This is a genomic window from Dyadobacter sp. 3J3, assembly GCF_009801115.1.
Taxonomy (GTDB): domain Bacteria; phylum Bacteroidota; class Bacteroidia; order Cytophagales; family Spirosomataceae; genus Dyadobacter.
This window is the reverse complement of record NZ_VTOL01000002.1, coordinates 264,957-282,922: the sequence shown is the minus strand read 5'-3', so window position 1 is coordinate 282,922 and position 17,966 is coordinate 264,957. Positions and strand designations below refer to the sequence as shown.

At 39.5% G+C, this 17,966-nt stretch carries 15 protein-coding genes; 13 read left to right on the top strand and 2 right to left on the bottom strand.

Annotation, left to right across the window (positions count from 1 at the left end; genetic code table 11):
* Positions 1–5: 5 nt before the first annotated feature.
* Together hemL and FZF08_RS04975 are read left to right on the top strand one after the other, a co-directional pair.
* Positions 6–1,298: a glutamate-1-semialdehyde 2,1-aminomutase gene (gene hemL, locus FZF08_RS04980; RefSeq protein WP_159467539.1), complete on the top strand. Its 1,293-nt coding sequence runs from the start codon at positions 6–8 to the stop codon at positions 1,296–1,298.
* A 1-nt stretch (position 1,299) separates the two neighbouring features.
* Positions 1,300–2,310 carry a glycosyltransferase family 2 protein gene (locus FZF08_RS04975; RefSeq protein WP_159467538.1) on the top strand — a complete coding sequence of 337 codons (1,011 nt, stop codon included), beginning with the start codon at positions 1,300–1,302 and terminating at the stop codon, positions 2,308–2,310.
* Positions 2,311–2,352: 42 nt separating this feature from the next.
* On the opposite strand, the gene FZF08_RS04970 is transcribed toward FZF08_RS04975, so the two are convergent.
* Positions 2,353–3,123 carry a methyltransferase domain-containing protein gene (locus FZF08_RS04970; protein ID WP_159467537.1) on the bottom strand — a complete coding sequence of 257 codons (771 nt, stop codon included), beginning with the start codon at positions 3,121–3,123 and terminating at the stop codon, positions 2,353–2,355.
* 110 nt (positions 3,124–3,233) lie between these two features.
* Here FZF08_RS04970 and FZF08_RS04965 point away from each other — a divergent pair, with 110 nt between their 5' ends.
* Positions 3,234–3,572 carry a hypothetical protein gene (locus FZF08_RS04965; protein WP_229216417.1) on the top strand — a complete coding sequence of 113 codons (339 nt, stop codon included), beginning with the start codon at positions 3,234–3,236 and terminating at the stop codon, positions 3,570–3,572.
* 42 nt (positions 3,573–3,614) lie between these two features.
* Here FZF08_RS04965 and FZF08_RS31505 read toward each other — a convergent pair whose 3' ends face one another.
* Positions 3,615–3,839, bottom strand: a complete 225-nt coding sequence (locus tag FZF08_RS31505; RefSeq protein WP_170982949.1) for a hypothetical protein — start codon at positions 3,837–3,839, stop codon at positions 3,615–3,617.
* A 162-nt stretch (positions 3,840–4,001) separates the two neighbouring features.
* Between FZF08_RS31505 and hisS the strand changes: the two genes are divergently transcribed.
* From hisS to FZF08_RS04915, 10 genes are all read left to right on the top strand, one after another.
* Complete coding sequence (hisS, locus tag FZF08_RS04960) at positions 4,002–5,360, top strand: histidine--tRNA ligase (protein WP_159467535.1); 1,359 nt, start codon at positions 4,002–4,004, stop codon at positions 5,358–5,360.
* Positions 5,361–5,431: 71 nt separating this feature from the next.
* Entirely contained in the window at positions 5,432–6,292 is an 861-nt protein-coding gene (gene hisG, locus FZF08_RS04955) for an ATP phosphoribosyltransferase (RefSeq protein WP_159467534.1), read from the top strand.
* Positions 6,293–6,388: 96 nt separating this feature from the next.
* Entirely contained in the window at positions 6,389–7,657 is a 1,269-nt protein-coding gene (hisD, locus tag FZF08_RS04950) for a histidinol dehydrogenase (RefSeq protein ID WP_159467533.1), read from the top strand.
* A gap of 83 nt (positions 7,658–7,740) precedes the next feature.
* Positions 7,741–8,169 carry an antitoxin Xre/MbcA/ParS toxin-binding domain-containing protein gene (locus tag FZF08_RS04945; RefSeq protein WP_159467532.1) on the top strand — a complete coding sequence of 143 codons (429 nt, stop codon included), beginning with the start codon at positions 7,741–7,743 and terminating at the stop codon, positions 8,167–8,169.
* The gene (locus FZF08_RS04940; RefSeq protein WP_159467531.1) at positions 8,170–8,613 is read left to right on the top strand and encodes an RES family NAD+ phosphorylase; all 444 of its coding nucleotides are present in this window, start codon (positions 8,170–8,172) and stop codon (positions 8,611–8,613) included. It abuts the gene before it with no gap.
* A 57-nt stretch (positions 8,614–8,670) separates the two neighbouring features.
* The gene (hisC, locus tag FZF08_RS04935) at positions 8,671–9,744 is read left to right on the top strand and encodes a histidinol-phosphate transaminase (protein ID WP_159467530.1); all 1,074 of its coding nucleotides are present in this window, start codon (positions 8,671–8,673) and stop codon (positions 9,742–9,744) included.
* A gap of 51 nt (positions 9,745–9,795) precedes the next feature.
* Positions 9,796–10,326, top strand: a complete 531-nt coding sequence (locus FZF08_RS04930; RefSeq protein WP_159467529.1) for a hypothetical protein — start codon at positions 9,796–9,798, stop codon at positions 10,324–10,326.
* A 117-nt stretch (positions 10,327–10,443) separates the two neighbouring features.
* Positions 10,444–13,776, top strand: coding sequence for an exodeoxyribonuclease V subunit beta (locus FZF08_RS04925; RefSeq protein WP_159467528.1), 3,333 nt, complete (start codon positions 10,444–10,446; stop codon positions 13,774–13,776).
* A 16-nt stretch (positions 13,777–13,792) separates the two neighbouring features.
* Entirely contained in the window at positions 13,793–14,278 is a 486-nt protein-coding gene (locus tag FZF08_RS04920) for a GNAT family N-acetyltransferase (RefSeq protein ID WP_159467527.1), read from the top strand.
* Positions 14,279–14,535: 257 nt separating this feature from the next.
* Positions 14,536–17,964, top strand: a complete 3,429-nt coding sequence (locus tag FZF08_RS04915; protein ID WP_159467526.1) for a response regulator — start codon at positions 14,536–14,538, stop codon at positions 17,962–17,964.
* Positions 17,965–17,966 lie beyond the last annotated feature (2 nt).

Here is a 17,966-nt window from a genome sequence, read left to right as displayed (position 1 = left end):
CATATATGAATATTTCAACAAGTCAGGCCTTATTTGAGAAGGCGCAGCATTTTATTCCAGGTGGTGTAAATTCACCTGTTCGTGCATTTCGTGCAGTAGGGGGTTCGCCGATTTTTATCAAATCAGCAAAAGGACCTTATGTTTATGATGAAGATGACAACGAGTACATAGAATTAATTAATTCCTGGGGACCGATGATTTTGGGCCATGGGCATGAATTAATTCAAAAAGCAGTTTCTGATGCGATTCAGCATTCTTTTTCTTTTGGCGCACCCACAAGAAGAGAGGTGGAAATGGCAGAATTGATCACTACCATGGTGCCTTCGATTGAAAAAGTACGCATGGTAAATTCAGGTACGGAAGCTACCATGTCAGCCATTCGCGTTGCGCGAGGTTTTACAGGTCGGGATAAAATCATCAAGTTTGAAGGTTGTTATCACGGACATGGTGATAGTTTTTTGATAGCAGCAGGTAGTGGTGCTGTAACTTTTGGAACTCCGGATAGTCCGGGCGTTACAAAAGGTGTTGCGAATGATACACTGACCGCTCCTTACAATGATTTGGCAGCGGTTAAGAAACTGGTTGACGCTAATAAAGGCCACATTGCTGCTTTGATCCTGGAACCTGTTGTAGGTAATATGGGTTGCGTTTTGCCAGCGGAAGGTTTTCTGGAGGGACTTCGCAAAATTTGCGATGAAGAAGGAATTGTGTTTATTTTTGATGAAGTCATGACAGGATTTCGTCTTTCAAAAGGTGGTGCCCAGGAAAGATTTGGTATTAAACCGGATTTGACGACACTTGGAAAAATAATTGGCGGCGGTATGCCCGTTGGTGCTTACGGTGGGAAAGCGGAAATTATGAACTGGGTTTCTCCTTTGGGACCGGTTTATCAGGCTGGAACTTTGTCTGGAAATCCTATTGCGATGGCTGCGGGTTTAACGATGTTGAATTATCTTAATGAGCATCCGGAAGTGTATACCAAACTGGAATTGTCAGGTCATAGACTGGTAAATGGTTTTACCAATTCAATGAAAAAACTTGGACTGAATTACACGATCAACAGTATTGGATCGATGTATACTTTGTTTTTTACAGATCAGGCTGTTACGGATTTTCCATCTGCGAAATCTTCAAACCTGCCTCTGTTTGGGAAATATTTCCATGCAATGCTTGACCGTGGAATATACATGGGGCCTTCCCAGTTTGAAAGTATGTTTTTATCAACGGCGCTTGAAGACAGCCATATTGATAGAATTATTGAAGCCAATGAAGAATCCCTAAAAGAAGTAATTGGATAACATGCGTAAATATTCAGTCATAATTCCTGTGTATAATCGTCCTGATGAATTGCAGGAATTATTGACTTGTCTGACTACCCAGACTTTTAGAAATTTTGAAGTAATTATCGTTGAAGACGGGTCAAAAATAAAATCAGATATCGTCGTTCAATCATTTCAACAAAAACTTGATATCCATTATTATTATAAAGAAAATGGCGGTCAAGGTTTTGCAAGGAATACAGGTTTTGAAAAAGCAAGTGGTGATTATTTTATTCTATTAGATTCCGATGCGCTGATTGAACCGGATTATTTATCAATTGTCGATCAAAAATTAAATTCGGATTACGTCGATTTATACGGTGGCCCGGATACGGATCACCCTTCTTTTTCGCCGATTCAGAAAGCAATAAGTTATTCCATGACTTCCTTTATCACAACAGGAGGAATTCGTGGTAAAAAGAATAACATGGGCGGAACTTTCCATCCACGTAGTTTCAATATGGGGCTTTCACGTGTTGTTTATGAGCGAACAGGAGGTTTTCAGACGAGCAGAATGGGAGAGGATATTTTATTCAGTATTGGAGCCTTACGCCTTGGATTTCGGTCAGCCTTAATTCCTGAAGCTTTTATTTATCACAAAAGAAGGACCGAGTTCGCCCAATTTTTCAGACAATTGAAATTTTTTGGACGTGCACGGATTAATATTGCCCGTTTCTATCCGGAAGAATTAAAACTTGTTCACACAATTCCGTTCCTTTTTACGGTTGGGATCATCAGTATTCCATTTTGGTTCTGGATTTTCAAACCCTTTTTCTATCTGGGTATCGCCGGCGTTTTGCTGATAATTCTAGCTTTATTTTTTGACGCCTTGCGTTCAACGAAAAGTGTAGAAGTAGCGTTTTTAGGAATTTTAGCCGCTTTTGTACAGCTTTTTGGATATGGAATCGGTTTTATGCAGGAAGGCTGGACGCGTATCTGGGAAAAAAAATCGCACCGGGAAACCGGCGCGACCATTGAATATCCTTCATGATTTTATGAAAAGAGCGGCTTCATCATCCGCTTTTTTTATGCGTTATTTTTGGCAGAAATAAACAATTTCCTGGCTCGGTAAGGAATAACGTTTCACCTCCGCGGGTGTCAGTTCGTCCATTACAAAGCGATCCTCGGTAACTGTAAATCCGCCTTTTTCCAATTCTCTTCCATAATTTCTTCCAAAAAGTCTTAAATGATCATTTTGAAGAAAATGTATTTCACGTTCACGCGGATCGGTAATCGTAGCATCTTCGTAAGTAAATTCGTACTTTAAATCCTGCGGAGACTGAATTAACGCCCAGCCGCCTGGTTTTAAAACCCGGTGCAATTCACTCATCGCTCTTATGTAATCGTCAACATGTTCCATTACGTGGTTACAAAAAGCAACATCGAACGTATTATCAGGAAAAGGAATGTCATGAATGTCCATCTTCACTTTTGCAAGCGGAGATTCAATATCAGCAGTTATATAATCAAGATTTTTCATATGCTCGAAACGGTCTATAAAACAGTATTCCGGAGCTACATGCAAAACTTTAAGATCTGCGCTAAAAAAGTTGGTTTTACGTTTTAAATATAAGCCCATTAAACGGTGTCTTTCCAGAGATAAGCAATGGGGACACAGTGCATTATCTCTGCTGGAAGTGTTTCTTCCATAAGGCAGAAACTGGCGGTAGTGGCTATTGCAAACAGGACATTCTACCTTATTTCCTATGTAAAAAATACTCAGAAAACGTGCTACCCAATGGCCAATTAATTGCAGATAGGGACGAGGAATATAACGTAAAACTAAACTAATGATGGCTTTCATTAAACCAATTGATTAAAAATTAATAATTTTATGTTCTTACCAGGTAACAATTACTTAAAATGATCCCAGATATTAACCCAAAGCCGCCAGGAGCACAACTTATTAAACGAATGTCAACGCGTACCAAGTGGCTTATACTTGCTCCGCTTGGGCTTGTTTTATTCAGTTTTGGCCTTTGCGTACTGAGTGAGGCCGCGCACCAGCGTCGTATCGGCCAGCCTACACAGGTTTGGGTATTGCTGGGATTGTATAGCCTGGCGTTAATTAATACCGGACTTGTTTTCTTCGGCGAGGCTTTACGATTCCGTATACTTTTGGATGTTCGCCGGGAAACCCGTCGCAGTATGCGTCAGCTTTTGCGGAAAGTAAATGCAAAAGCGCTTCGTAAAGAACCGGTCCGAAAAGGCAAATCCGACAAAAAAACAAAAAGCCCTACCAAAACAGATTGACAGGGACTTGTTGGATAACTTTGTATCGGAGAGGCGCTTTGATTATTGCTTGTTAGCTTCAAACTGTGCTTTTATTGCCTCAACATCGACATTTCTTACTTCTGGCTTACGCAAAAGATTCTTGATAGTAGCTGTACGATTATTTGCCACAGCTTTATTTCTACGACTCTTACGTTTTAATTCCGTAACTCCCATTTTAAAATTATTGTTTTGTGAAAGAGCCGCAAAATTAGTAATAATTACGTAAATAAAGTAGCAAATAGTCATAAAAATTGCATAACCTCTCTAACTTTACATTTTTAAATGCTGGTGTATTTGTTGGAATGCCTCTTCATTTTGACTGGATCTGTAATTCGTCAGTCAAAAAATATTATCCGGGGAACTAAACTTTTATGGCAGCCATTGACTATTTGAAGAATTTAGAATTAAATGAGTAAACCAAGCCTTGCCCGCGGCACCCGTGACTTTGGTCCCGAACAAATGGTGAAACGCACCTTTATATTTGATACGATCCGTCGCTCTTTTCAACGTTACGGATTTCAGCCTTTGGAAACGCCGGCCTTTGAGAACTTGTCTGTTTTGATGGGCAAATATGGCGATGAAGGTGATCAGCTTCTTTTCAAACTTTTAAATTCAGGTAATTTTAGTGAAAAAATTACTGAAACGGATTTGAATGCAGGCTATAAACCATTAACTACCAAGATTTCAGAAAAAGGTCTTCGTTATGATCTTACTGTTCCATTCGCCCGTTATGTGGTGATGAACCGGGGGACTTTGGTGATGCCTTTTAAACGGTATCAGATTCAGCCGGTTTGGAGAGCAGATCGTCCGCAGAAAGGCCGTTACCGAGAATTTTATCAGTGCGATGCTGACGTGGTTGGTACTGAATCTTTGCTTTGTGAGGCTGAAATTGTTTTGCTTTTACATGATATTTTGCCTCAGTTGGGTATTGAAGATTTTACCGTTAAAATTAATAACAGGAAAATTCTGACCGGAATTGCGGATATGATCGGGGCACATGGACAAGAAGGTACGCTTTGTGTTGCAATTGACAAGCTTGATAAAATCGGGAAAGATAAAGTTGTTGATGAATTACGGGATCGTAATTTTTCGGAAGAAAGCATTTATTTATTAGATCCGGTATTTTCTATAACCGGTGGAGAAAATCCTTTTGCTGATCTGAGAAAATGGCTTGCTTCTTCTGAAATTGGATTAAAAGGAATTGACGAACTGGAACAGGTTTGGGAAATGGTAGAATCACTCGGTTTGAAAAATCCTAAGATTCAATTCGACGTAACTTTAGCCAGAGGATTGTCATATTACACGGGAGCTATTTTTGAAGTAAAAGCAAATAATGTCCAGATCGGCAGTATTTGTGGTGGCGGACGATATGATAACCTGACAGGCACTTTTGGTGTTCCGGGCATTTCGGGTGTAGGAATTTCTTTCGGTGTTGACCGGATTTATGACGTGATGGAAGAATTGAATCTTTTTCCTGAAAATCAGACGATCAGTACGAAAGTGATGATTTCCAATTTTGATCAGGAAGCATTCAAATATGGTTTGTCCATTTTGCCAAAATTACGTGAAGCCGGACTTAATTCTGAAATGTATCCGGATTCAGTAAAATTGAAAAAACAGCTGGATTATGCAGATCGTAAAAATATTCCTTTCGTTATCCTGATCGGGTCGGAGGAAATGAGTACCGGCCAGCTTACATTGAAAAATATGAAAACAGGTGAACAGCAAAAAGGAACGATTGAGGAATTGATCGCCGCTGTGAATTAATAGATTTTAAAAGTAACAACTGAATTTCAAGCTGACAGCCGCAAACGCCCCAGCCCAATTTTAATAAAAACATGGATAATATTTTAAGGATTGCAATACAAAAATCTGGAAGACTAAGTGAAGATTCTTTGAAATTGATCAAGGAATGTGGTATTCGTTTTGATAACGGAGCCGGAAAACTTAAAACTTCTGCGACTAATTTTCCTGCTGAAATTCTTTTTTTACGCGATGATGATATTCCGGGATATGTGGAAGACGGCGTGGCACATCTGGGTATTGTGGGTGAAAATGTTTCGGTTGAATCTGATCGTGATGTCAATACGGTTCATAAACTTGGTTTTTCAAAATGCCGTCTTTCAATCGGGGTTTTGAGAGAACATGAGTATGCTGGTGTTCAGGATCTTGAAGGAAAAAGTATTGCGACTTCTTATCCGAAACTGCTAGGGAAATATCTGGCTGAAAACAATGTTAAAGCCCAGATCCATGAAATTAGTGGTTCGGTAGAAATTGCGCCAAGTATCGGTCTTGCTGATGCGGTTTGTGATATCGTAAGTTCAGGAAGTACTTTGCTTAGCAATGGTTTGAAAGAGGTTGAAACGATTTTCAAATCAGAAGCGGTGATGATTTCAAGCAAGCATTTATCAGCCGGACAACAGGACTTGCTGGATCAGTTGTTGTTCCGTATCAAATCGGTACAGGTTGCTAAAAACAATAAATATATTTTATTGAACTGCCCGACAAACGCGGTTGATGAAATTACAAAATATCTGCCGGGAATGAAGGCACCAACGGTGATGCCGCTGGCTACTGAAGGCTGGTGTTCTATTCATTCGGTGATCAATGAAAATGATTTCTGGGAAAATATCGAAAAGATCAGACAGGCAGGAGCGGAAGGAATTTTGGTAATTCCTATCGAGAAAATGATTCTTTGATAGCTGTCGGCTGTTAGCAATTGGCTTTTAGCTTTTTGTGGAGTTTGAAGTTTTGACTTGATTATACCGTTTTGATGATGATTTAATATTGAGTTTATGAATATAATTTCTTATCCTGAAAGAAGTGAATGGGCGGATCTGTTGACTCGGCCTGTTCAGGATTCTTTGGCTATTGAAGGAAAAGTTTTGCCTATTCTTGATTTGGTAAGAACAAAAGGAGATGAAGGTTTACGTGAATTGGCAAAGAAATTTGACGGCGTTGAGTTGTCAGATTTTGCTTTTTCACAGGAAGAATTTGATGCCGCAGAAGGCCAGCTGGATGAAGAATTGAAAGCTGCTATCCGTCAGGCTTATCAAAATATATATACTTTTCACAAGGCTCAGTTGCAGCCTGCTGAAAAGATTGAGACCATGCCCGGAGTTACTTGCTGGCGTCGGAGTGTGGGTATTGAAAAGGTCGGGATTTATATTCCTGGCGGTACTGCTCCTTTGTTTAGTACTGTTTTGATGTTAGGGATTCCTGCACAATTGGCTGGTTGTAAAGAAGTTATTCTTTGTACCCCTTCTAATCACCCGGCCATTTTATTTGCTGCAAAACTGGTTGGTGTTACTTCTGCTTTTCGAATCGGCGGTGCACAGGCTATTGCTGCTTTGGCTTATGGAACTGAAAGTGTTCCGAAGGTCTATAAGATTTTCGGTCCTGGAAATCAATATGTTACTACGGCGAAGATGCTTATCAGCAAAGAAGGTATTGCGATTGATATGCCTGCTGGACCTTCGGAGGTTGCAGTTTATGCGGATGATAGTGCCGTGGCTTCTTTTGTTGCTGCGGATTTATTATCTCAGGCAGAACATGGTGCCGACAGTCAGGTTTTACTGGTTTCTACCAGTGAGAAGTTTTTGACAGCGGTAAATGAAGAGTTGACAACACAGCTTGAAGCTTTACCTCGCCGGGAACTTGCATCTCAGTCGATTGCCAATAGCAAAGCGATTCTGGTCAATTCAGCTTATGAGGCTATTGACATCCTGAACGATTATGCAGCGGAACATTTAATTTTAAGTGTGAAAGATGCCGAATCGGTTTCGGATAAGATTTTTAATGCCGGATCTATTTTTCTGGGAAATTATACGCCGGAATCTTGTGGAGATTATGCATCGGGAACCAATCATACCTTACCTACAAATGGATATGCTCGTGCTTACAGCGGTGTCTCTGTGGATAGTTTTGTAAAGAAAATTACTGTACAGCATATCTCGGAAACGGGAATAAAAAATATTGGCCCGACGGTTGAAATCATGGCTCATGCCGAATCTCTTGATGCACACAAAAATGCGGTTACCGTTCGATTGAATTCACTTTTGTAAAAAATAAGTATGATTTTCTGATAATCAGGAAAAATGTCGTAAATTTGAAAGACTTATTTCCGGTCTTTTAAAATGATAAAAAAATGACAGCATTTATGGTTAATGAGCTTTTGGGAGGGTATAATGTTCTCAAACATTCTGTGAAGAATGATTTTGATCTTGCTTACCTTGCTGAAAATGGTATTCCCAAAATAGCTATTCAACACCTTGCAGATTCTGCGGGCCTTGAATTGAAGGATGTAATTTCTCTTTTGCCGGTTACGCCAAGAAATTTACAGCGTTATGAGGATAAAGATCTGCTTAGCAATGTAGTTTCTGATCATCTGATCGCACTTGCGGATTTGTTTTCAGTAGGAACCCGGGTTTTGGGGAAGGATTATTTTCTGGATTGGATGAACAGTAAAATTTTGGCTTTGGGCAATGTAAAACCTATGCAGTTTCTTCGTACCCATGCAGGTATCGAACTGATAAAAACAGAATTGGGCCGTATTGAGCATGGTATTTTTGCATAAATGGAGCTATTCAGAATCACAAGGTCAGAATATCAGCATGATTTAACAGGAATTGGCGCTTACAGGCATGGTGGACGATGGAATACACCTCAGAATTCCATGCTTTACACATCTTCTCGCCGGTCACTGGCCATGTTGGAAATCATAGTTCACTGGCAGCAGCCAAATCCTCCGAAAGACTTTGTTGTTGTTGTTTTATTTGTACCTGATAATGCACTGGTTCTTAATCCTTATCCGATTATAGATTGGCACGAGGATCAGCAGTGGAGTAAAGGAATGGGAGATTCCTGGCTGAAAGAAAATAAAACACTACTGATGTGTGTTCCATCGGTGGTGGTTCCGTCGGAAAAGAATTATTTGATTAACCCGTTACATGCCGATTTTGGCTCTGTAAAAGTTATTAATACCGAGCCTTTTCAGTTTGACAAAAGATTATTTTTATAGTTACAGGAGTGATGATTCGTATTAAAGATGATGTGCGCTCCCAAATAGATAGTATAAATGAACAATTCCTTCGACCTGAATTCGGTCATTCGGCCGCATATTTTAACTCTGGCTCCTTATTCTTCGGCTCGTGATGAATATACCGGACATTCGGGTGTATTTCTGGATGCCAATGAAAATCCTTATGGATCCGTAACGGTTGAAGATTATAACCGCTATCCTGATCCTTACCAGGCTGAAATAAAAGCCAAATTAGGTCCGATTAAAAATATTGATTCCAAAAGAATTTTTCTTGGAAATGGAAGCGACGAACCAATCGATTTGTTGATCCGCGCTACCTGTACACCTCAAAAAGACCACGTTATCATTTTGCCGCCAACGTATGGAATGTATGAAGTAAGTGCTTCAATACATAATGTGCAGATTGATAAAGTTTCCCTAACCGCTGATTATCAAATTGATGTAGAGGCTGTTTTGCAAGCAATCACACCGGATACCAAAATTATCTGGGTTTGTACGCCTAATAATCCGACCGGAAATGTGATGCAGGATGAAGCGATCGTAACTCTTCTGAATAACTTCCATGGTCTGGTTGTGGTGGATGAAGCTTACGTTGATTTTACGGATTCAGTTTCCTGGATTTCGCGTTTGGATGAATTTCCAAATCTGGTTGTTTTGCAAACTTTTTCAAAAGCCTGGGGACTTGCCGGTATTCGTGCAGGCATGTGTTTTGCCTCTGCGGACCTGATCAAAATCCTGAATAAAATCAAATCGCCTTACAATATCAGTCTGCCAGCTCAGCGCGCTTTACTCGAAGGTTTGAACGCCGTTGAAAAGAAGGACGAAATGGTGAAAGAAATTCTGAAAGAAAGAGCTTCCCTACGTACGATGCTTGAAAATTTATCGTTGGTGAATAAGATATTTCCATCCGATGCGAATTTCCTGCTTGTACAATTTGACGATGCAAGAGCTGTAATGGCTTATTTAATCAACGAAGCTATTATTGTTCGCGATAGATCCAAAGTACATTTGTGTGAAGGGTGTCTTCGGATTACCGTAGGTACGGAGCAGGAAAACGAGGTTTTGATAGAATCTTTAAAAAAATATCGGCAAAATAACGTAATTGCATAAACACTTTTATATCACACTATAACAACAATCCCCAGCACCAACAATTTATTTATGAAGAAATTAGCACTTACTTTTATTTGTATACTTTCCTTTGGGCTTGCTCAGGCGCAGGATAACAATTGGGCCGTTGGTTTTAAATTAGGAGAACCGTCAGGCGTTAACTTCCGCAAATACTTCAATAACATTCATGCGCTTGATGTGACTATTGGCACTTATGGTGGTGTATTGTCCAACGATCGTAACTACCGAAGCGGAAAATATAGAACGACAGGATTGTCTGTCCAGGTGCATTATTTATGGACGACGCCACTGTTTAATGCGGAGAATGTTCGTGTTTATTATGGATTAGGCGGACAGGTTAACAGCCGAAATTATTACCCTGATAACAAAAAAACACTAGCTCCTCCAGGCGATCGTGAAAAAACGATTTCTCTGGGTGGATCTGCGATTGGTGGTGTGGAGTATTTCATTCCGGACAACAGGATCTCAGTATTTTTAGAAACAGGAGCTTACGTGGAATTGCTTCCAAGACCATTCTATCTAAGTCCTAATCTTTCCGCAGGTATTCGTTTCAATTTGTAAAGAATTGTAATTCAAAAATATAGAAAATAGGAAGAGCAGGCATTTAGCCTGCTTTTTTTGTAACTTGATTTGTTGTTTTCAACCGCTGTTTTTATTCCAAAATAAGAAAATTCAAACGTGTTTAAAGTATATAGCTCATCAGCAGGTTCAGGTAAAACATATACACTTACCAAAGAGTATCTCAAACTTGCACTGCATTCCAATTCTGACACCTATTTCAGGCAAATTCTGGCCGTTACATTTACAAATGCTGCGGCGAATGAAATGAAGGAGCGGATTTTGCTGATGCTCAGAACTTTCGCGAATGCGATGGAGGCCGAAGGTACTGAACATCCAATGCTTAAAGATGTCATCACGGAACTGTATCCCGTAACACTGGAAGATCCTGAACTTTATGCCGGAGCAAAGGAATTGATTTCCGGACGTGCTCAACTTGTTTTTCGCCAGATTTTGCACCGATATTCAGATTTTTCGGTTATGACGATTGATAAGTTTACACAGCGACTTATCAGCAGTTTCACTGATGAGTTGGGAATTCCTTTTGTTTTTGAAACACAGCTTGACGGACAATTACTTGACGATGCGGTAGATCGGTTGCTGGCACGTATCGGTCAGGATGGGGAAGAGGTTTTATCCGATATTGTTGAAAAATATTACAGAGAGAAAGCTGAGGAAGGTAAAAGCTGGTCATCATTACCGGCACAGATAAGAGAAACTGCTGGCACTTTGTTGAGTGAGCAAAGTTATCTGCAAATGCAGCGTGTTGCTAATCTTCAAATGAGCGACTGGGTATCAATTCGTAATAATATGCGGGCATTTGTGAAAGGTCGTGAAGAGGCTATAAAACGTTTGTCGCTAATTGCTTTTGAACTTATTGAGGCTGAATTGTTAGTGGATAAAGATTTTTATCAGGGAGCTCGCGGAATTTATGGATATTTCAAAGACAGGAGTGAAGGCAAAAATACCTGGACTCTGCCTAATTCTTACGTCAGTGGCAAAACAATTGGTGAGGAAAACTGGTATGGAGCAAAAACGGCGGCTCCGATAAAGAATAAAATTGAAGCTATAAGGCCGGAATTGGAACGGTTGTATTTTGAAATTGAAAAAATCAGAGACGGAGAATCTGAAAAGATTACATTATACGTTCAGCTCGACCGGCATCTTTATAATTTGTCGCTGCTGGGAGAAATCCGAAAAGAATTTGATGCACTTTTAAAACAAAATAATCAGGTACATATTTCTGATTTTAACCGTCGAATTCTTGAAATTGTATCAAAAGAACCGGTTCCCTTTATTTTCGAGCGGCTTGGTGAAAAGTATAATCATATCCTTGTTGACGAATTTCAGGATACTTCCAAATTGCAGTTTGCCAACTTGCTTCCTTTAATTGAAAATGCATTGGCCGATGGCTATTTCAATTTGATTGTGGGTGATGCCAAGCAATCTATTTATCGTTTCAGAGGTGGTGATATGGATTTAATCCTGCATTTGGCGCAAAATCAGGTGATGCAGCTGATGCCAATTTTGGGAGATAATATTTACAATGAGGAAAGATTATGGAGCGTCGACAGTCATCTTGAAATAAATCATTTACGGACTAACCGCAGAAGTTTTCGGGAAATTACAACTTTCAATAATCAGTTTTTTGGATTTATTTCAGAAACAGTAGGAGAGGAATTTCCGCTGATCCGGCATGTATATGATGATAATTTCAAACAGGAAATCCCTCCGGGGGTCAAGGAAGGTGGGCATGTGCAGATGGAATTTATCGAAATGCAGGAATTTGCGGATGAGTTTTTGGAAAACCAGACAAAAAATGATGCGATTGTTAAAAGAAGCGTGGAGCTTATTTCTGAACTTCGTAGTTCCGGTTATCAATGGCGCGATATTGCCATTTTATGTAGGAAAAAGAAAGAAGCAACCTCACTCGCCAATGCTTTAAAAGAATCAGGATATCCACTTATTTCAGATGACGCGCTATCTCTGGCTTATTCCAGATCTGTACATTTCGTTATCTCTTTTATGCAGGTTTTGCATACGGATCAGCGTTTGAAGCGATACGAGGCAGCTTATTTATTTCACAGAGTTATCCGCAGAGAAAATCCAAGCGCAGAAGAACATGAAGCACTTCGTATGCTTTGTACGCAAAAAGGATTGGATTCGTTTTTGGGTTATTTTTTGAAATGGGATATTGAATTAATTTCATTCAGAATACGGCAGTTAACAGTTTTTGAACTTTGCGAGCAGTTAATGCAGACCTTTGGGCTTTTTGAAAACAAGACTGAAAATGAATATTTATTTCGTTTTCTAGACGTTGTTCTGGAATTCGGAACGCGGAAAAGTAACCATCTTGGTGATTTTCTTACCTATTGGGATACATCGAAACACAAACTTTCGATCACCATTCCTGCCGATACGGATGCGTTAAGAATTACGACGATCCATAAATCAAAAGGGCTTGAATATCCGGTGGTAATCGTTCCTTATGCAAATTGGAAAGTGACGCCTAATGCGAAACTGGACAGATTGTGGATCGATCTTGATGAGGTCCCATATGAGGAACTGGTTTTGACAGAAAAAGGAAATGAGCTTTTTCCAGTCACCAAGAAACTGAGAAGTTCTCTGGTTTCGGTGGTTAAAGATCTTGATAATACGCTGGTTTCTGATCAGTATCAGGAGGAGAAAACGAGAACTATGGTTGAAAATCTGAACCTGTTATATGTGGCTTTTACGAGGCCCATTCAACGACTTTATATTCTGGCCAAACGTGAGAAAAACTTGAAACAATCACAACAGGTAAGTTCCTGGCTGCATGATTATTTAAGTCAGCCGGATTCACAACCAGCTTATAATGAGCTGGAAAGTAAATTCATTTTATCTCAGGGCAATCAGGATTGTTTTCATGCACATTCAAAAAATAATGCTGCAACTTATCTTGTCAAGGATGTGATCAGTAACGACCGAACCGATACTCTGCGGCTAAGGCGAATGGCAGAGCGGATTTTTGACGTTGAAACCTTTGAAAGGAAAAAGGATCATCTTCAAAAAATGAGGCATTTGCTGATCAAAATGAATGTTGAAGCGGATTTATCTCAAACCGTCGGACAGCTTGTTCGTGAAGGGATTGTTGTGAAAGAGGAAGCAAAAGTTTTGTACGGACAGGTTAAGACTTTATTGAAAAACGAAACTTTAAACAGTCTTTACAATGAAAATATTAAAGTTCAGGTCAACAAAGAATTGTTACTGCCGGGTGGAAAAATGCTTCATATAGATAGAATCGTTCAATTGCCGGATGATTCCTATGTTTTTATGACGTTTATTGCAGGAAGTGGAAATGAACAGCCGATTAATCATTTGAAACGTTTGATCAGAGTTTTTGAAAATGAAGGAAACGTGGCAAAAGCGGTTTTGATAACGCTTGAAAATGAGGTTATTGAATGGATAACCTAGATTTTACTTGAAATTTATGAGTATTACAATAAGAGAAATTCAACCAGAAGATAATGCTGAACTGGCTCAGATAATCAGAAGAGCACTCGAAGAATTTAAAGCAAACAAACCTGGAACCGTTTATTTTGACGAAAGTACGGATCATTTGAGTGATCTTTTTCAGATTGAAAACAGTGTTTATTTTGTAGCTGTTGAAAATTCCAAATTGTTAGGCGGAGCGGGTATTTTCCCAACCGAAGGTCTGGATCCTGATACAATAGAGTTGGTGAAAATGTATCTTCAACCGGATGCAAGAGGGAAAGGATTAGGCAGAACACTTATTCTGAAATGTATAGATTATGCGAAATTCAAAGGCTATAAAAGAATATATCTTGAAACCATGAATGAGCTGGACAAGGCCATTAAGGCTTATGAAAAATTAGGTTTTGACTTGCTTGATCATCCGCTGGGAAATAGCGGACATCATTCCTGCGAATTATGGATGGTCAAGGAGATTGATTAGTCTGGCTTTAACAGATTAATTATTGATCAGGGAATAATTACATAAATTGCAGATTGGACAATTATTTGTAAATTGTGTTATACCGGTATTTATCATTCTCTTTCTTCTTTGTGAATAAATTTAGTAACAACGTAGAAAAAACTCGATGGTTTCCGTGGCTAAAAAAGTATGTTATCTAGTTCCACTACATTTTTTTGCTGATATTCACGAGAAATTGGATAATCCTTTTGTAAATACTCTTCGTTATTTTAAAATTTATGCGCTTTTCGTTTCAGCAACAGGTTTTTACGGGCATATTTGTATCCATTGCACTTGTAATAATCGTAGGTATCACTTCTTATCAGGCTATTCTGCTACAACAGGAAAATGCAGGTTGGGTGGATCATACCAGAGATGTGATCAGAGCCTGCTCCGAAGTCAGAAATGAATTTCTTACCGCTGAAACAAATCTCCGCGGATATGCGCTTCTGAATAATCGTGCTTTTGAAAGTGTTCATCAGAAGGCAAGTGAAAATGTATTACAACAGTTTAGTACTCTACAAAAATTAGTTGCAGATAATCCAGTACAATCCGCACGTCTGGATAGTCTTGATCCTTTGATTCACAACAGACTAGGTCTGATGTCGCGGCAGCTGGATTTAATTAAATCAAATAATTATTCTATTGACTCCTTGAAATCTATGGTTTTCGCGGGGCAGAGATTATCAGCTCAAATCACTTTTTATTTTAATCATGTCGAAGACATGGAGAATAAATTGCTGACTATTCGTGAAGATCAGGCAGTTATAAGTGCTTCCAGAGCGAAACAAATTATTCTGGGCGGGACTTTGGTTTTCATGTTTGTCATTTTTATTCTTTTCTACTTTATCCGAAAAACATATTTAGCTCAGCTAAAATCTGAAGAGGAAGCGCTGAAAGCTAATGCGGAACTGGAAAAATTATCACTTGAAGACCAGCGTAAAAACTGGATTTTATCAGCTGCTGTTGAAGTAAGTGTTTCAATACGGGGAGAACCTACCGAGGCAGAACTCGCAGAAAAGTTTCTGCATAAAATGGCCAAACTTACTGACGCATCCGGAGGGCTTTTGTATATAGTAAATCGTGACGCAAGCGCCTGGAATCTGGCATCTACTTATGGTGTCGATGTACGGAACGGGATTACTGAATTGATTACGGTTAAAAATGGTTTATTTGGACAAATCATAAAGGATAAACAAAGTTTTAAAAAGCTTGATGTAGCTCCCGGATATCTGAAAATCGGAACCGGACTTGGAAATACAATGCCAGAATCGGTTTTTGTAAAAACAATGATTCAGGAAGGGAAAGTCATCGGACTGCTGGAACTGGGATACTTAAATGAGCCGGATGGTAATGTCATTAAACTTTTGGAAAGGGTAATGGACGGTGTGGCGATAGCATTTGTAGCAGCAAGAGAACGACAACTCATGAAAGAATTACTTGACAAAACCCAGCTTCAGGCAGAAGAACTGGAAAGTCAGCAGGAAGAGCTCAGAGTTACAAATGAAGAACTTACCAGACAAAGCTCAATTATTCAGGTATCTGAAGAAGAACTTCGTGTGCAGCAGGAAGAATTAAAACAGATCAATACCGAACTGGAAGAAAAGGCGTTTCTTTTGGAAGAACAAAAAAGTACCCTGGTTGAAGCCAGAGATCAGATTCAGATCAAGGCCGATGAACTTGAAAAATCGGGTCGTTTTAAAAGCGAATTTTTGGCTAATATGAGTCATGAATTGCGAACGCCATTGAATAGTATCTTAATCCTTTCGCGCATTTTATCTGAAAATAAAGCAGCCCGTTTGAGCGATGAGGAGCAACGATATGCATCTGTTATCAATAATTCCGGTAATGATTTGCTGACACTTATCAACGATATTCTGGATCTTGCCAAGGTTGAAGCCGGAAAGGTTGAACTTCATCCTGAGGAGATAAATACAGAATTGCTGATGGTGGAAGTAAGAAATACTTTCCAGAAAATCGCCGAAAATAAAGGACTTGAATTGAAAATGATCAAAACGGATTCTTGTCCGGCGATTTTGTTCGTAGATCATGTCAGGATATTGCAGGTCATCCGAAATCTTCTTTCCAATGCCATAAAATTTACCTCGGCGCCCGGTGCTGTTTCTCTTATTATCTCCCAAGACAATAATCAATGGCATTTTGAAGTTTCTGATACGGGTATTGGTATTCCGGATGATAAGCAAAAGGCAATTTTCGATGCTTTTCAGCAGGCAGATGGTTCTACAAGCAGAAAATATGGTGGAACTGGCTTGGGTTTATCCATAAGCCGTGAACTTGCAATTTTGTTTAAAGGATCAATTTCTTTAAAAAGTGAAGTGGGAAAAGGCTCATCTTTCACTCTTTCTATACCAATTCAGAAAAATAGCCAGACGAATGCTCCTGATACTGAGAAGCAGCTACCGGTTCAGGAAATGATAAGCAAAATACCCGAACCGGTTAAAATTGTCCGTAATTTTAAAGAGAATCGTCTTCTCCTGATCGAAGATGATCCAATTTTTGCCGAGGATATGGCGAGTAAAGCGCGTGACAGTGGTTTTGATGTGCTCATTGCATCAACAGGTTACAGCGGACTGGATATGGCAAAAAGTTTCAAACCTACGGCCATCATTCTGGATATGCACCTTCCGGATATTTCGGGTGAAGAAGTTTTGAAGCAATTGAAATCCGATTCAAAAACCAGTCTTATTCCGGTGCATACCGTTTCAGCCGGTGATGAAAGTATCTCAAAAGTGCTGGAAGAAGGTGCAATCGGTTTTATGCAAAAACCTGTTGACAAAAAATCAGCAGAGTTTATATTTAACTTATTAAAACTGGAAGTCTCAAATACCGGTAAAAAAAGAATTCTTTTAATTGAAGACGATGCTTATCAAAGCCAGTATTTTGGTAATTTTCTGGAAAACAACAACCTTTTTGTTTTATACGCCTATTCGGGCGCCGAAGCACTGTCCATATTATCGAGGGAAACGATAGACGGAATAATTCTTGATGTTCGTTTGTCGGATATGAATGGGCTTGATTTGCTCGATATGATAAAACAGGACCCTAAACTGGCTGGTTTGCCTGTCATTGTTAATACAGCTGAAGATCTTTCACAGGAAGATTTGTCGAAAGTTATGCGCTACTCTCATCCGATAGTTATGAAGACACGAAAGTCTAACGAACGTTTGCTGGATGAGGTGAATTTGTTTTTGAAAAAATTCCAGCAGAAACAGATACCTTCTATTCAAAAAGCACAGCCTTTCAGTAATCCTTTTGTAAATGCTGAACGTGTTTTTGTTGGTAAAAAGGTGCTTTTGGCAGATGATGACATGCGGAATATTTTTGCTTTGAGCGCTGTTCTGGAAGAAGCCGGATTTGCTATTGTTATAGCAACAAATGGTCGCGAGGCGATAGGGAAACTTGGGGAAACAAACGACATCGACCTAATCCTTATGGATGTAATGATGCCTGAAATGGATGGTATCGAAGCAACAAAGCTAATTCGGAAAGAGCAAAAATGGAATAATTTGCCGATTATAGCGGTAACGGCAAAGGCGATGCAAGGGGATAGGGAATTGTGTTTATCTGCCGGAGCCAATGATTATATATCAAAACCTGTTGATGTGGATAAGTTACTCTCGCTGATTAAGGTCTGGCTTCATTCGTAAAT

Coding starts and splice junctions, on each gene's coding strand:
- FZF08_RS04945 (WP_159467532.1), top strand. CDS start 7,741: ATGACAGCATTTATGGTTAATGAGCTTTTGGGAGGGTATAATGTTCTC.
- FZF08_RS31505 (WP_170982949.1), bottom strand. CDS start 3,839: ATGACTATTTGCTACTTTATTTACGTAATTATTACTAATTTTGCGGCT.
- hemL (WP_159467539.1), top strand. CDS start 6: ATGAATATTTCAACAAGTCAGGCCTTATTTGAGAAGGCGCAGCATTTT.
- FZF08_RS04965 (WP_229216417.1), top strand. CDS start 3,234: ATGTCAACGCGTACCAAGTGGCTTATACTTGCTCCGCTTGGGCTTGTT.
- FZF08_RS04975 (WP_159467538.1), top strand. CDS start 1,300: ATGCGTAAATATTCAGTCATAATTCCTGTGTATAATCGTCCTGATGAA.
- FZF08_RS04920 (WP_159467527.1), top strand. CDS start 13,793: ATGAGTATTACAATAAGAGAAATTCAACCAGAAGATAATGCTGAACTG.
- FZF08_RS04915 (WP_159467526.1), top strand. CDS start 14,536: ATGCGCTTTTCGTTTCAGCAACAGGTTTTTACGGGCATATTTGTATCC.
- hisC (WP_159467530.1), top strand. CDS start 8,671: ATGAACAATTCCTTCGACCTGAATTCGGTCATTCGGCCGCATATTTTA.
- hisD (WP_159467533.1), top strand. CDS start 6,389: ATGAATATAATTTCTTATCCTGAAAGAAGTGAATGGGCGGATCTGTTG.
- FZF08_RS04940 (WP_159467531.1), top strand. CDS start 8,170: ATGGAGCTATTCAGAATCACAAGGTCAGAATATCAGCATGATTTAACA.
- FZF08_RS04970 (WP_159467537.1), bottom strand. CDS start 3,123: ATGAAAGCCATCATTAGTTTAGTTTTACGTTATATTCCTCGTCCCTAT.
- FZF08_RS04930 (WP_159467529.1), top strand. CDS start 9,796: ATGAAGAAATTAGCACTTACTTTTATTTGTATACTTTCCTTTGGGCTT.
- hisS (WP_159467535.1), top strand. CDS start 4,002: ATGAGTAAACCAAGCCTTGCCCGCGGCACCCGTGACTTTGGTCCCGAA.
- hisG (WP_159467534.1), top strand. CDS start 5,432: ATGGATAATATTTTAAGGATTGCAATACAAAAATCTGGAAGACTAAGT.